Raw genomic sequence first — 14,443 nt, 5'->3', positions numbered from 1 at the left:
GGCGCCCCCTTGCATGGTCCTGGGGCTTTGGGGGGCTCGGAAAGGACCGTGACCATGCACGACCTCGATCCTGAGCACGCCGCCGTGGAGCAGCTCGTCGGTCTGCCTGTCGCCGATGTCGAACGCGACCTGATTCTCGCCACGTTGCGGGAAACCGGCGGCAATCGCACGCATGCCGCCAATCTGCTCGGCATCGCGATCCGCACACTGCGCAACAAGATCAACAGCTATGGGGCGGAGGGCTACGAGGTGCCGGAGCCGCCCCAGGGCTCGGTTTCGTGAGCCCCCGGCGAAAGCGGGGGGCTCGCCGACCAGCGTTTCCTACTCCGCCGGTTCCTCGATGGTGGAGCGAAACTCGCTGGCGGGATAGACGCCCATGATCTTCATCTCCTTGGAGAAGAAGGTGAGTTCGTCGAGCGCGCGCCTCAGCGCCGGGTCGTCGGGATGGCCCTCGACATCGGCATAGAACATCGTCGCCGAGAACAGGCCGTCGACCATGTAGCTTTCCAGCTTGGTCATGTTGATGCCGTTGGTGGCGAAGCCGCCCATCGCCTTGTAGAGCGCGGCCGGGATGTTGCGGACGCGGAACATCAGCGTCGTCACGGTCTTGCCCGCGCCCTGGCGGGCATATTCCGGATATTTCGAAAGCACGACGAAGCGGGTGGTGTTGTGCTTCTCGTCCTCGATATCCTCCATCAGGATGTTGAGGCCGTAGACATCCGCCGCGATGCGGGGGGCGATCGCCGCGCGGGTCAGGTCCTTGGCCTCGGCGACCTGCCGGGCGGAGCCGGCGGTGTCGGCCGCAACCTCGGCCTTGAGGCCGAGCTTGCGGATGATCTTGCGGCACTGACCGAGCGCGTGGATATGGCTCTGTACGGTCTTCACCGTCGCCAGCGTCGCGCCCTCGACGCCCATCAGATGGAAGCGGATCGGCAGGAAATGCTCGCCGATGATGTGCAGGCCGGAACGCGGCAGCAGGTGATGGATATCGGCGACCCGGCCTGCGATCGAATTGTCGATCGGGATCATGCCGTAGCGCGCCTTGCCGTCGCTCACAGCGGCGAGAGCATCCTCGAAGGTAGCGCAAGGCAGAAGCTCGCAGTCCGGAAACACCTGGAGAGCCGCCTGCGAGGAGAAGGCTCCGGGCTCACCCTGGTAGGACACGACGAAGGACATGGGGACTCTCAGGCTCCTCAGCTTCTTGTTTTGACGCAATTCCGAACGCAAAGCCGCGATGCGGTCTTGCTGGAACGGCCTTAGCGGGACTTCAGGATCGCGCGGGCGCGATCGAGATCGGGGGGCGTGTCGACGCCGCGCGGCACATGGTCGATGACCATGACGTCGATGCGCATGCCGTCCTCGAGCGCGCGCAGCTGCTCGAGCTTCTCACGCAGTTCCAGCGGCGATTGCGGCAGGCTGACGAAGCGATCGAGTGCGGCACGGCGATAGGCGTAGAGGCCGACATGGTGATAGAGCGGCCCCTCTCCTGCCGGCGCGGTAGCGCGCGTAAAGTAAAGCGCACGCATGTGGCCCGGCGCGATCTCGCTGCCGATCAGCTTCACCACGCTCGGCGCGACCTTCTCTTCCTCGTCGGTGATCACGCCTGCAAGCGTCGCGATATCCACAGCCGGATCGGCGAGCGGCTTCACCGCCGCGGCGATGGCCGAGGGTTCCAGCGTCGGGAAATCGCCCTGCACGTTGACGATGATGTCGTAGCGCCGCTGCGGGTCGAGGATATCCGCGGCTTCCTTGATGCGGTCCGAGCCGGTCTGGTGGCCGGCGCTGGTCATCACCGCCTTGCCCCCGGCCGCCTCGACGGCGGCGGCGATCTCGGGCGCATCCGTCGCCACGGCGACGTCGCCGGCGCCGGATTCGATAGCCCGGCGCCAGACATGCACGATCATCGGCTCGCCGTTGATGTCGGCGAGCGGCTTGCCGGGCAAGCGCATTGCCTGCATGCGGGCGGGGATCAGGATCAGCGGATTCGACATGTTTGTGGGCGGGCTCGACAGGGAGGCTGCTGGTTGCGGCGGACGGCGTCAAAAAGTCTCAAAGCGGAGCGTGCTTATACGAGTTGCAATGAAGCGCGCAAAGCGGTTAAGCAACGGCGGAGGCTGGAGGCTTTCGAGACTCCGGCTATGCGCTACTCGTCTCCCGGGCCTCGGCCGCGGAGGGCACCAAGGTTCGGATACGATGAATATCGAAGCCAACAAGATCGCCGGCGCGGTTCTTTCCACGCTGCTTGTCGTGATGAGCCTCAACATGGCGGCGGGCATCGTCTTCGCGCCGAAGAAGCCGGCCGTTCCGGGCTTCGATCTGCCGAGCGAGGAGCCGGCCGCCGCGGGTGGTGGCGCCCCTGCAGCCGCCGCTGAGGAGCCGATCGCCGTTCGCCTCGTCAAGGCCGACCCGGCCAAGGGCGAGAAGGCCACCGGCGCCTGCAAGGCCTGCCACACCTTCGAGAAGGGCGGCGCCAACAAGGTCGGCCCGCATCTCTTCGGCGTCTTCGGCCGCAACGAGGGCTCCGTCGAGGGCTTCGGCTATTCGGCCGCGATGAAGGGCCGCAACGACAAGAACTGGGACGCCGACGCGCTCGACCACTTCCTGAAGAACCCGAAGGCTTACGTGCCCGGCACCGCCATGGCCTTCGCCGGCATCAGCAAGCCCGAGACCCGCGCCGACGTCGTCGCCTATCTGAATTCGCTGGCGGATTCGCCGCAGCCGCTGCCGAAGCCCTGATCGGCGGGAGCTGCGACCATTCGCTACGACAAGCCGGGCTTTTGCCCGGCTTTTTGTTTGGCCCTCGCCTTGCTCCCGCCTTCGGCTTGCCCGCACAATCCGGCTAATGCCGGCTCTTGCCGACCATTGCCGTAACCCTCGGCTCAGGCGAGATAGGACAACGGCGAATCAGACGGAGACGCGAAACGATGGCGATGCGCATCACACGCCGCAGATTGCTGGAAGCCGCAGGCACTGCTGCGGTCGCGGGCGCCCTGCCCGGCCTTTCCGGAGCGGCGCTGGCGCAGGACGCCGAATCGCACGGGCTTTCGACTTTCGGCGAGCTCGCCCTGCCGCCCGATTTTCCGCATTTCGCCTATGTGAACCCCAAGGCGCCGAAGGGTGGCCTGCTCACCGTCCAGATCAAGCGCGCAGGCGGAAACCAGAGCTTCGACACCTTCAACACGCTCAACACCTTCGTGCTGCAAGGCGATGGCGCGGCTGGCATGGATGCCTGCTTCGACAGCCTGATGGCGGGCTCGGGCGACGAGCCCGGCTCGCTCTACGGGCTGCTGGCCAAGAGCGTCGCAGTATCGCCGGACAAGCTGACCTATCGCTTTCGCCTGCGGCCGGAAGCGCGCTTCCATGACGGCTCACGCGTCACGGCGCGCGATGCCGCCTTCTCGATGAATATCCTGAAGGCCAAGGGCCATCCGTCTTACCGGCTCCTGCTCAACGAGCTCGCCTCGTCGCAAGCCGAGGGTGACGACATCCTCGTAGTGACGCTCTCGCCGAAGCGCGGACGCGACCTGCACCTCGTCGTCGCCGGCCTGCCGGTCTTCTCCGAGAAATACTGGTCGACGCGGGATTTCACAGCCTCGACCCTGGAGCCACCGCTGGGCTCGGGCGCCTACAAGGTCGGGCGCTTCGAGCAGGGCCGCTTCATCGAATTCGAACGCGTACCGGACTATTGGGGCAAGGATCTGCCGGTCAATATCGGCACCAACAATTTCGACCGGGTGCGCTGGGAGTATTTCCGCGACCGGCAAGTGGCTTTCGAGGCCTTCAAGGCAGGGGCCATCACCTTCCAGGAGGAATTCACCTCGCGCATCTGGGCCACGGGCTACGACTTCCCGGCAGTCCATGAAGGCAAGGTCAAGAAGGAGGCCCTGCCGAAAACCGAGCCCGTCGGCTCGCAGGGCTGGATCTACAATACGCGGCGCGAGAAATTCGCCGATCCGCGCATCCGCGAGGCGCTCGGCCTCGCCTTCGACTTCGAATGGACGCGCAAGACCATCATGTTCGGCTCCTATGAGCGCATGACGTCCTATTTCGAGAATTCGGATTCCAAGGCGGTCGGCAAGCCCTCGCCGGAGGAGTTGGCGCTGCTCGAGCCCTGGCGGGGCAAGGTGCCGAACGAGGTCTTCGGCGAGCCCTTCCTGCCGCCGGTCTCGGATGGCTCGGGCAGCGATCGCAACCTGCTGCGCAAGGCCGACGAAATGCTGCGCGCCGCCGGCTGCAAGCGCGACGGCAATGTGCTGAAGCTGCCGAACGGCCAGCCCTTCGAGATCGAGTTCCTCGACTCCTCCCCGGCGCTGCAGCCGCATACGCAGCCCTTCCAGGCCAATCTCAAGCGGCTCGGCATCAACGCCACCTCGCGCCTCGTCGATCCCGCGCAGTATCAGCGCCGCCTCGACGAGTTCGATTTCGACATCATCAGCCGGGCGCTTTCAGGCGGCGCGATCCCCAGCGACACGCTCAGCATCGTCTATGGCTCGGAAGCGGCGAAGACCAGAGGCTCGCGCAATGCCGCCGGCATCAGCGACCCCGCCATCGACGCGATGATCGAGAAGGTCGGCCAGGCCAAGAGCTATGCCGAGGTCGTCGTCACCGCCAAATGCCTCGACCGGCTGCTGCGGGCGGGGCGCTACTGGATTCCGATGTGGTGGAACGACGAGGAATGGCTGGCCTATTGGGACATGTACGACCGGCCGGCGACCAAGCCGAAATTCTCCTCCGGCGCGCCGGCGATCTGGTGGTACGATCCCGAGAAGGCCAAGCGGATCGGAAAGGCGTGACGCGGGCATGCTGAGCTATATCGTCCGGCGCCTCGCGCTGATGGTGCCAACGCTGTTCGGCATCCTGTTCGTCTCCTTCGTCATCGTGCAATTCGCGCCGGGCGGGCCGGTCGAGCGCGTGATCTCTCAGCTCCAGAACCCCAACAGCGGCGCGGCCGATCGTGTCGGCGGCGGCCAGATGGGCGATGCCGGCGCGCAAAGCGAGGCATCAGCCTATCGCGGAGCGCAGGGGCTCGACCCCGCCTTCATCAAGGAGTTGGAAAAGCAGTTCGGCTTCGACAAGCCGGCGCATGAGCGCTTCCTGAAGATGCTCGGCGACTATGCCCGCTTCGATTTCGGCCGCAGCTATTTTCGCGATGCCCCCGTACTGCAGCTGATCAAGGAGAAGCTGCCGGTCTCGATCACGCTCGGCCTGTGGATGACCCTGCTCTCCTATGCGATCTCGATCCCGCTCGGCATCCGCAAGGCCGTGAAGGAAGGCTCGCGCTTCGACACCTGGACGAGCGCCGTCGTCATCGTCGGCTATGCCATTCCGAGCTTCCTCTTCGCGATCCTCCTGATCGTGCTCTTCGCCGGCGGCTCCTTCTGGCAGATCTTCCCGCTCAGGGGCCTCACCTCCGACAACTGGGGGGAGCTCAGCCTCTTCGGGAAGGTGACGGACTATCTCTGGCACATCACGCTGCCGGTTCTGGCGATGGCGCTCGGTGCCTTCGCCACCTCGACGCTACTGACCAAGAACTCATTCCTCGACGAGATCAGGAAGCAATACGTCCTGACCGCGCGGATGAAGGGCCTCAGCGAGCGCGGCGTGCTCTACGGCCATGTCTTCCGCAATGCGATGCTGATCGTGATCGCCGGCTTCCCCGGTGCCTTCGTGCATGCGCTTTTCGCCGGTGCGCTCCTGATCGAGACGATCTTCTCGCTCGACGGGCTTGGGCTGCTGTCCTTCGAGGCGATCGTCAACCGCGACTATCCCGTCGTCTTCGCCAATCTCTACATCTTCTCGCTGATCGGCCTCGTCGTGCATCTGATCACCGACCTGACCTATAGCTGGGTCGATCCCCGCATCGATTTCGAGAGCCGGGAGGCGTGAGCATGAGCGACACGCTGATCGACGCCCCGCCCCCGGCCCTGCGCAGCGACATCCCGCTCGCGCCGGCCGAGGCGACGCAGGGCTGGCTCAAGCTCTCGCCGATCAACCGGCGCCGGCTCAACAACTTCAAGGCGAACAGGCGGGGCTGGTGGTCGCTCTGGCTCTTCCTCGCCCTGTTCCTGCTCTCGCTCGTCGCCGAGTTCATCGCCAACGACCGGCCGCTCGTCGTGCGCTACAAGGACGAATGGCTGTTCCCCATCGCGGTGAACTATCCCGAAGAGAAGTTCGGCGGCTTCCTCGCCACCACCGACTATCGCGACCCGGTCATCGCCAAGGAGATCGCGGCCAACGGCTTCGCGATCTGGCCGCCGATCCGCTACTCCTACCGCACGCATAATCTCGACCTGCCGGTGCCCGCCCCGGCCCCGCCGACCTGGATGCTCAAGGACGAGCAATGCAAGCCGATCGCGGAGCGCAATGGCGGTTCAACTTGCCGCGACCTCGAATGGAACTGGCTCGGCACCGACGATCAGGGCCGGGACGTGGTCGCGCGGCTGATCTACGGCTTCCGCATCTCCGTGCTGTTCGGCCTCATTCTCTGTGCCTTCTCGTCGGTGATCGGCATCGCGGCAGGCGCGATACAGGGCTATTTCGGCGGCTGGACCGACCTGATCTTCCAGCGCCTGATCGAGATCTGGACCTCGATACCCGCGCTCTATTTGCTGATCATCGTGGCCGCGATCATCACGCCCGGCTTCTTCGTGCTGCTCGGCATCCTCCTGCTGTTCTCCTGGGTCGCCCTGGTCGGCGTCGTGCGCGCCGAGTTCCTGCGGGCGCGCAATTTCGAATATGTACGGGCGGCGCGCGCACTCGGACTCTCCAACCGCACCATCATGTGGCGCCACCTGCTGCCCAACGCCATGGTCGCTACGCTGACCTTCCTGCCCTTCATCCTCAACGGCTCGATCACCACCCTGACCTCGCTCGACTTCCTCGGCTTCGGCCTGCCGCCGGGCTCCCCTTCGCTGGGCGAGCTGCTGGCACAAGGCAAGGCGAACCTTCAGGCGCCCTGGCTCGGCCTCTCCGGCTTCATGGTGATCGCACTGATGCTGTCGCTGCTGATCTTCATCGGCGAAGCCGTGCGCGACGCCTTCGACCCGCGGAAGACCTTCGCATGAGCGCGCCGCTTCTCTCCGTCGAGGACCTCTCTGTCGCCTTTCGCCAGGGCGGGCGGGAGACGCTCGCGGTCGATCATGTCTCCTTCTCTATCGCCAAGGGCGAGACGCTGGCGCTGGTCGGGGAATCCGGCTCCGGCAAGTCGGTCTCGGCCCTGTCGATCCTGAAGCTCCTGAACTATCCGGCGGCGCATCACCCCTCGGGCAAGGTGCTGTTCAACGGACAGGACCTGATCGCCGCCGACGAAGACGCGATGCGCAAGGTGCGCGGCAACGACATCACGATGGTGTTCCAGGAGCCGATGACCTCGCTCAACCCGCTGCACAGCATCGAGCGCCAGATCGGCGAGATCCTCGAACTGCACAAGGGCTTACGCGGAGAGAAGGCCCGCGCCCGCACCCTGGAGCTGCTGGAACTGGTCGGCATCCGCGACGCGCGGAGCCGGCTGGACGCCTATCCGCACCAGCTCTCCGGCGGCCAGCGCCAGCGCGTGATGATCGCGATGGCGCTCGCCAACGAGCCGGAGTTGCTGATCGCCGACGAGCCGACCACGGCGCTCGACGTCACCGTGCAGGCCCAGATCCTGAAGCTGCTCAAGGAGCTTCAGGCACGGCTGGGCATGGCGATGCTGTTCATCACCCATGATCTCGGCATCGTCCGCCGCATCGCCGACCGGGTCTGCGTGATGCTGAAGGGCAAGATCGTCGAGCAGGGACCGGTCAGCGAGATCTTCGCCAATCCGCAGCACGACTATACCAAGCGCCTGCTCGCCGCAGAGCCGAAGGGACGCCCCTCCCCTGTCCCGACGGACGCTGCGACGCTGCTCGAAGCCGGGCCGGTCAAGGTCTGGTTCCCGATCAAGTCCGGCATGCTGCGCCGCGTGACCGGCCATGTGAAGGCGGTCGACGGCATCTCGGTAAAGGTCCGCGAGGGTGAGACGCTGGGCATCGTCGGGGAATCCGGCTCGGGGAAGACCACACTGGGGCTGGCGATCCTCCGACTGATCGCCTCTGAGGGGCCGATCGTCTTCCTCGGCGACCGCATCGACGGGCTCTCAAGCGAGCAGGTGCGGCCGAAGCGCAAGAACCTCCAGGTCGTCTTCCAGGACCCCTACGGCTCGCTCTCGCCGCGCATGTCGGTGGCGGAGATCGTCGCTGAGGGGCTCGCCATCCAGCAACCCGACCTCACCTATCAGCGCCGCCGCGAGATCGTGGCGCAGGCGCTCGCCGATGTGGGCTTGGATCCGGCGGCGATGGACCGCTATCCGCACGAGTTCTCCGGCGGCCAGCGCCAGCGCATCGCCATTGCGCGGGCCATGGCGCTCGATCCGAAATTCGTGGTGTTAGACGAGCCGACCTCGGCACTCGACATGTCCGTGCAGGCTCAGATCGTCGAATTGCTGCGCGGCCTGCAAACTAGGCGCAAACTGGGCTATCTCTTCATCAGCCACGACCTCAAGGTCGTGCGGGCGCTGTCGCATCGGGTGGTGGTGATGCAGAACGGCAAGGTGGTCGAGGAAGGCCCGGCAGAGGCGATCTTCGCCCAGCCGCGCGAGGCCTATACGCAGGCGCTGCTGGCGGCCGCGCTCAACCTCGATACCGCCAATGGCGGCTCGGTGAGGGACTGACCATGGCTCGTGCCCTCCTGATCGTGCTGGATTCGGTCGGCTGCGGCGGCGCGGCCGATGCAGCCGTCTATGGCGATGCCGGCTCCGATACGCTCGGCCATATCGCCGAAGCCTGCGCGGACGGGCGGGGCGACCGCGAAGGACTGCGCAGCGGTCCATTGCAGCTGCCGAACCTCGTGAGGCTCGGCCTCGCTCATGCCTGCGAAGCTTCGACCGGCCGCCCGCTCGCCGGCGCCGCCAAGCCGGCGCGACCGGAGGGCCGCTGGGGCTATGGCGTCGAGGTCAGCCAGGGCAAGGACACGCCGTCCGGCCATTGGGAGATCGCCGGTTGCCCTGTGCCGTTCCAATGGGGCTATTTCACAGACCTTGAGAACTCCTTTCCGCCGGAGCTGATCGCCGGCATCGTCAAGGAAGGCGCGCTGCCCGGCATCCTCGGCAGCAAGCACGCCTCTGGCACGGTGATCATCGAGGAGCTTGGAGCCGAGCATATCCGGACGGGCAAGCCGATCTGCTACACTTCGGTCGATTCCGTTCTCCAGATCGCGGCGCACGAGGAGCATTTCGGGCTCGACCGGCTCTATGCGCTCTGCAAGGTCGTGCGCGGTCTCGTCGATCCGCTGCGGATCGGGCGCGTGATCGCGCGGCCCTTCATCGGCTCGCCGGAAGAGGGCTTCACCCGCACGGGCAACCGCAAGGACTTCGCCATCCCGCCGCCGGATGAGACACTTCTCGATCGACTGACGGCGCAGGGTCGCACGGTCGTCACCATCGGCAAGATCGGCGACATCTTCGCCCATCGCGCTACCGGCACCGAGATCAAGCCCTTCGGCAATGCGGCCATGGTCGAGGCGGCGCTCGAAGCCTGGGACGGGCTGCACGATGGCGGCTTCTGTTTCGTGAACCTCGTCGATTTCGACACCGAATACGGCCATCGGCGCGACATTCCGGGCTATGCGGCGGCGCTGGAAGCCTTCGACCGGCTTCTGCCCCATATCGAAGCCGCGCTGAGGCCGGGCGACATCGCCGTCATCACAGCCGACCACGGCAACGATCCGAGCTGGCCCGGCACCGACCATACCCGCGAGCACGTGCCGATCCTCGCCTTCGGGCCAGGTATCGCGCCGGAGCCGCTCGGTCGGCGCGAAAGCTTCGCCGATATCGCGGCGAGCCTTGGCGTCTTCCTCGGCGTCGGACCGGTCGGGCCCGGCCGCCACTGGTAGTCAGGCAGCGGCGACCCGATTGCAGAAGCTCGCGACCTCGCGGCGGATATCCTGCGCCTGCTGAGCCAGCACGTTCGCGGCACCCTGAAGCTGCTGAGCGGCGCCATGGGTCTGTTGCGTCATGACCTCGAAGCCGCCGGCGACGTCGGCGCTTTGCTGTGCTCCCTGGAAGGACAGCCGCACCTGATGCGCGATTTCGGCGGTTGCCCGGCTTTGCTCGCCGACGGAAAGCGCGATCGCATCGGCGACGCTCTCGACCTCGCCGATCGACTCGACGATCTCGCGGATGGCCTTGAGCGAACGCTGTGAAGCCTGCTGCATCGCGCCGATCTGGTGCGAGATCTCGTCGGTCGCCTTCGCGGTCTGGGAAGAGAGCGTCTTCACCTCGCTGGCGACGACTGCGAAACCGCGCCCCATCTCTCCGGCACGCGCCGCCTCGATCGTAGCATTGAGCGCGAGCATGCTGGTTTGTGCCGCGATGCCGCGAATGATCTCGACCACGGCGCCGACATTCTCGCTGCTATGCGCGAGATTCTCGATTTCCGCACTGGCATGGCGCGCCAGCGAGGCGGCCGATTTCGCGCCATCGGCGGAATGGCCGGCGTTGCGGCCGATCTCGCCGATCGAGGCGACGAGCTCCGTGCTCGCCGCCGAGAGATGCTCGATGCTCTCCATCGTACCCGCCGCCGAGGCGGAAACCAGCGCGGTCTGCCGCCGTACCTGATCGGAGGTGCTGGTCAAGGCGCCGGCCTCGGTCTTCATCGCGACAGCGGAATGATCGAGCACCGCCATGGCCTGCTCCATCTGGACATGAAAACCAGATACGACATCGCGCAGTTTTCCGGCCCGGCGACCCAGCTCTTCCGCCAGATTGCGTTCCTTCTCGCCTGCGACGCGCTCGCGCTCGGCCACAGCTTCGGCCCGCGCGAGATTCGCCTCGTTCATCGTGAACATGCGCTGCAGGATCACCGCCAACATAGCAAGGAAGGACGTTTCGATGACGACGATCACTGCATGCAGCAGAACCCTGAGCAAGCTGCCGCCCTGATAGAACACCGCAGCCGGCAAGACATATTGCAGGACGAGATGATGCAGCGCCGTCAGCAAGGCGCCCAACACGATCGGCCGCCAGTCGCAGAACCCTGCGAGCAAAGCCAGGATCGCGAAATAGTACATATGCATGTCCGGCTGCCAGGAATTGCCGGCAAAGCTGAAGACCAGCATCGAGACCTGCCCGATCAACATCGTCGCGATGACGAGCTGGGTCACGATCGCCGGCCCGTTCAGGCGGTAGCACGCCAGCGCCAGAAGAGCGGCCAAAGCCGCTACCGCGACGGAAACGAGCCCGGTCTCGTCATGGGCCCAGAAAGCCAGCGCGAGAAGCGGCACATGCAGGAATCCGAGCGCGAGCAGGACCTGCGCTACCCTGCGGCGAACGGTGGAAAGCGACCATATCATCGCGAGGGTTCCATCGCGGCGGAGGCATCGAGGCAGCCGGCCAGGCCTGTCAGAACAAGCGAGAACCAGGCGCCCGGCGGGAGCGCGGCCGCAACATCGGCCGGGGCCGTGGGCGCGACCACGACGATCGAAGGCAGCCGCCCGCTGCGCAGGACGCGATGACCCGTCGCAAGGCTGAGGGAAATCGCTTCGGCCGCACTGACCCAGGGCGGAAAGACGATCGCCCCGGGCACTTTGCCGTCCTGCGCGCGCGGCAGGCTTGCCATGGCTCCGACGCTGACGATCAGGCAAAGGCAGACAACCGCGAGGCCACCGGAAAACGACAGCCTATCCTCGCGCGACGCGCAAGGCTCCGGGACGGGGACTGAAGGCATAGGCTGGAACCAATGTGAGACGGCCGCTCGCCGGAACCCAAGCGGAACTGCGTAAAATTTCACTTAAACGCTTCATCTGCTTGCGATGAGGGGCGGCGCCGGCACGGGCGCGGCCGCCCGCTCGACCTGATCCTCAATGGGTTGCGCGCAGCCTCGACCTGGCTAGACGGATCGGCCGAGGCGCATGCGCTGCGGGGCAGCGCATGCGCCTCTTAGCGCTGGAGACGCTGCTTGATCCGCTTGATCAGCGTGTCGCGGACTTCGCGATAGGCTTCGAGCTTCTGCTCGCGCGAGCCCTGGAACACCGTCGGATCGACGGTCGGCCAGTATTCGACCTCGGCGGCGTGGGTGCGGGTGAGCTCCAGCGCCTTGTGATGCGCCTCGGGCGAGAGCGAGATGATCAGGTCGAAGTTGAGCCCTTCCCACTCCTCCAGCTCCTCGACCGATTTCGGCTTGTGGCGGCTGAGATCGATGCCGATCTCGTCGAGAACCGCGAGCGCGAACCCATCGGGTTCGCCTTTGCGGGCACCGGCCGACTGGACATAGATCGACTTTCCGAAGAAGTGCTTGGCCAGCGCCTCGGCCATGGGCGAGCGCACGGCGTTCATCGCACACATGAACAGCACGCTCTGGATCTTGCGCGGCAGGCCCTGCGCCGCATCGTCTTCACGCGAACCGGCTTCCACCTCGCCTGAAGAGATCCTGTGCTCCAAGCGCGTCAGCCCTTCCAGTGGAGGGCATAGATCAGCGTGAAGAGGCGGCGGGCCGTGTCGAAATCGATCTCCACCTTGTTGGCGAGTCGCTCGGCCAGGATGCCGGCCGCCTCGTCGTGGAGGCCGCGCCGGCCCATGTCGATCGCCTCGATCTGCGTCGGCGTCGCCGTGCGGATCGCGGCGTAGTAGCTCTCGCAGATCAGCTCGTAGTCCTTGATGATGCGCCGGAACGGGCTGAGCGAGAGATGGTGGGTAACGACGGCCGCGCCGTCCGCTTCCTTGACCTCGAAGACGAGGCGCCGCTCGACCATGGCGAGATGGGCGAGATAGGGCCCGCCATCATGCTCCGGCACGACGAAGCGGTTGCGCTCGATCAGGTCGTAGATCGCGACCGCGCGCTCATGCTCCTGATCGGGCGAGCCGCGCCCCAGCGAGTTCTCGTCGAGTGTGACGCCGACAAGGCACTGCTTGTTGGAAGTCGAAACGTCGGGCATCGCCCCTCCCGCTGCGGCGTCGCTCAGTGACCGACGCTCAGAGATTGAGCCTGATCGTCACGGATCGGCCATGCGCCTGCAACCCCTCCGATTCGGCGAGTTGCGTCGCGGCCGAAGCCAGGGCCCGCAGGCCATCGGGGCCGCATTTCAGCAGCGAGGTTCGCTTCATGAAGTCGCCGACGCCGAGGCCCGATGAGAAGCGCGCCGAGCGCGCCGTCGGCAGCACATGGTTGGGGCCGCCGACATAGTCGCCGATCGCCTCGGGCGTATGACCGCCGAGAAAGATCGCCCCGGCATTGCGGATGAGGCCGGCCAGGCGCTCGGGCTCGGCCGTCATGATCTCGAGATGCTCGGGCGCGATGCGGTCCACCAGCGGCACGGCCGCTTCGAGATCGGCGACCAGCAGGATGGCACCGAATTCCTGCCAGCTCCTGCCGGCGATCTCGGCGCGCGGCAGCGTCGCGAGCTGGGCCGCGACCGCCTTCTCGACCTCGGCAGCGAGCGCGGCATCGTCCGTCATCAGGATCGACTGGGCCGAGACGTCATGCTCGGCCTGCGCCAGCAGATCGGCCGCGATCCAGTCCGGATTGGCGGTGCGATCGGCGATCACCAGCACTTCGGACGGGCCGGCGATCATATCGATACCGACCTGGCCGAAGACGCGGCGCTTGGCTGCCGCGACATAGGCGTTGCCGGGGCCGACGATCTTGGCGACCGGCGCGATGCTTTCCGTGCCATAGGCGAGCGCCGCGACGGCCTGAGCACCGCCGATGCGATAGATCTCGTCGACACCGGCGAGCCGCGCAGCCGCGAGCACGAGCGGATTGGTTTCGCCGCGCGGTGTCGGGGCGACCATGACGATGCGCGGCACGCCGGCGACTTTGGCGGGGATCGCGTTCATCAGCACCGAAGATGGGTAACTCGCCGTGCCACCGGGCACATAGAGACCGACCGCCTCGATCGCGCTCCAGCGCCAGCCGGCTTCGACGCCCGCGGCATCCTTGACCCAGGAATCCGTCGGCTTCTGGCGTTCGTGGTAGGTGGCGATGCGTTCGCGGGCGGTCTCCAGCGCCACGAGCAATTCGGCGGAGCAGGCAGCAACTGCGGCGTCGATCTCGGCTTCGTCGACGCGCAGTGTCCCCGGTGTGAGGTCCAGCTTATCGAAGCGGCTGGTGTAACCGATGAGCGCGGCGTCGCCCTTTGCGCGCACCTCGGCGATCATATCGGCCGCGATCCGATCGACCTCCTCAGAGACCTCACGCTTGGCGGACAGCAGAGCGGCGAAGCCTTCTGCGAAACCTGCGTCCCTGTCGTCGAGCCTGATCGGCATTGGCATCCTCGGGCTTATCCGGATTTATAGCCGTCATTCCGGGCGTAGCGCAGCACAAGCCCGGAATCCATCATGGCAGCCCAGGCCTTCGACGGATCCTCGGTCGGCGCCGCTTGGCGGCCTGTCCAGGATGACGGCGCGTTCTTAGACGAAGGCTGTCGCGGC

Annotated in this window: 14 protein-coding genes; 7 read left to right on the top strand and 7 right to left on the bottom strand. The window is 66.0% G+C overall.

The window, feature by feature from the left end; translation table 11 throughout:
• Nucleotides 1–54: 54 nt before the first annotated feature.
• A complete protein-coding gene (locus tag AC1DEZ_RS24120; protein ID WP_441513718.1) occupies nt 55–282 on the top strand; it encodes a helix-turn-helix domain-containing protein in 228 nt (75 codons plus the stop codon).
• Between the two features lie 39 nt (nt 283–321).
• Here the strand turns inward: AC1DEZ_RS24120 and AC1DEZ_RS24115 are convergent, their stop codons facing one another.
• Complete coding sequence (locus AC1DEZ_RS24115; RefSeq protein WP_441513695.1) at nt 322–1,176, bottom strand: prephenate dehydratase; 855 nt, start codon at nt 1,174–1,176, stop codon at nt 322–324.
• 80 nt (nt 1,177–1,256) lie between these two features.
• Nucleotides 1,257–1,991, bottom strand: coding sequence for a 3-deoxy-manno-octulosonate cytidylyltransferase (locus AC1DEZ_RS24110; RefSeq protein WP_441513694.1), 735 nt, complete (start codon nt 1,989–1,991; stop codon nt 1,257–1,259).
• 202 nt (nt 1,992–2,193) lie between these two features.
• Between AC1DEZ_RS24110 and AC1DEZ_RS24105 the strand changes: the two genes are divergently transcribed.
• The 6 genes from AC1DEZ_RS24105 (at nt 2,194) to AC1DEZ_RS24080 (ending at nt 9,909) form a co-directional block, all read left to right on the top strand.
• Nucleotides 2,194–2,736, top strand: a complete 543-nt coding sequence (locus AC1DEZ_RS24105) for a c-type cytochrome (protein ID WP_441513693.1) — start codon at nt 2,194–2,196, stop codon at nt 2,734–2,736.
• Nucleotides 2,737–2,924: 188 nt separating this feature from the next.
• A complete protein-coding gene (locus AC1DEZ_RS24100) occupies nt 2,925–4,793 on the top strand; it encodes an extracellular solute-binding protein (RefSeq protein WP_441513692.1) in 1,869 nt (622 codons plus the stop codon).
• Nucleotides 4,794–4,800: 7 nt separating this feature from the next.
• The gene (locus tag AC1DEZ_RS24095) at nt 4,801–5,886 is read left to right on the top strand and encodes a microcin C ABC transporter permease YejB (protein ID WP_441513691.1); all 1,086 of its coding nucleotides are present in this window, start codon (nt 4,801–4,803) and stop codon (nt 5,884–5,886) included.
• A 2-nt stretch (nt 5,887–5,888) separates the two neighbouring features.
• Nucleotides 5,889–7,064 carry an ABC transporter permease gene (locus tag AC1DEZ_RS24090; RefSeq protein WP_441513690.1) on the top strand — a complete coding sequence of 392 codons (1,176 nt, stop codon included), beginning with the start codon at nt 5,889–5,891 and terminating at the stop codon, nt 7,062–7,064.
• The gene (locus tag AC1DEZ_RS24085) at nt 7,061–8,689 is read left to right on the top strand and encodes an ABC transporter ATP-binding protein (RefSeq protein WP_441513689.1); all 1,629 of its coding nucleotides are present in this window, start codon (nt 7,061–7,063) and stop codon (nt 8,687–8,689) included. The genes AC1DEZ_RS24090 and AC1DEZ_RS24085 overlap by 4 nt, the downstream gene beginning before the upstream one ends.
• Nucleotides 8,690–8,691: 2 nt before the next feature.
• Nucleotides 8,692–9,909: a phosphopentomutase gene (locus AC1DEZ_RS24080; RefSeq protein WP_441513688.1), complete on the top strand. Its 1,218-nt coding sequence runs from the start codon at nt 8,692–8,694 to the stop codon at nt 9,907–9,909.
• On the opposite strand, the gene AC1DEZ_RS24075 is transcribed toward AC1DEZ_RS24080, so the two are convergent.
• The 5 genes from AC1DEZ_RS24075 to hisD all read right to left on the bottom strand — a co-directional run bounded on the left by AC1DEZ_RS24075 (nt 9,910) and on the right by hisD (nt 14,278).
• A complete protein-coding gene (locus tag AC1DEZ_RS24075; protein WP_441513687.1) occupies nt 9,910–11,367 on the bottom strand; it encodes a methyl-accepting chemotaxis protein in 1,458 nt (485 codons plus the stop codon).
• Nucleotides 11,364–11,633: a hypothetical protein gene (locus AC1DEZ_RS24070; RefSeq protein WP_441513686.1), complete on the bottom strand. Its 270-nt coding sequence runs from the start codon at nt 11,631–11,633 to the stop codon at nt 11,364–11,366. The genes AC1DEZ_RS24075 and AC1DEZ_RS24070 overlap by 4 nt, the downstream gene beginning before the upstream one ends.
• Before the next feature lie 320 nt (nt 11,634–11,953).
• Complete coding sequence (locus AC1DEZ_RS24065; protein WP_441513717.1) at nt 11,954–12,358, bottom strand: arsenate-mycothiol transferase ArsC; 405 nt, start codon at nt 12,356–12,358, stop codon at nt 11,954–11,956.
• Between the two features lie 101 nt (nt 12,359–12,459).
• Entirely contained in the window at nt 12,460–12,948 is a 489-nt protein-coding gene (locus AC1DEZ_RS24060; RefSeq protein WP_441513685.1) for a UPF0262 family protein, read from the bottom strand.
• Between the two features lie 37 nt (nt 12,949–12,985).
• Nucleotides 12,986–14,278, bottom strand: coding sequence for a histidinol dehydrogenase (gene hisD, locus AC1DEZ_RS24055; protein WP_441513684.1), 1,293 nt, complete (start codon nt 14,276–14,278; stop codon nt 12,986–12,988).
• Between the last annotated feature and the right edge of the window lie 165 nt (nt 14,279–14,443).

The organism is Allobosea sp. 10L422 (genome assembly GCF_056395345.1).
The sequence above is the reverse complement of the archived record's forward strand: the minus strand, read 5'-3'. Positions and strand labels throughout refer to the sequence as shown.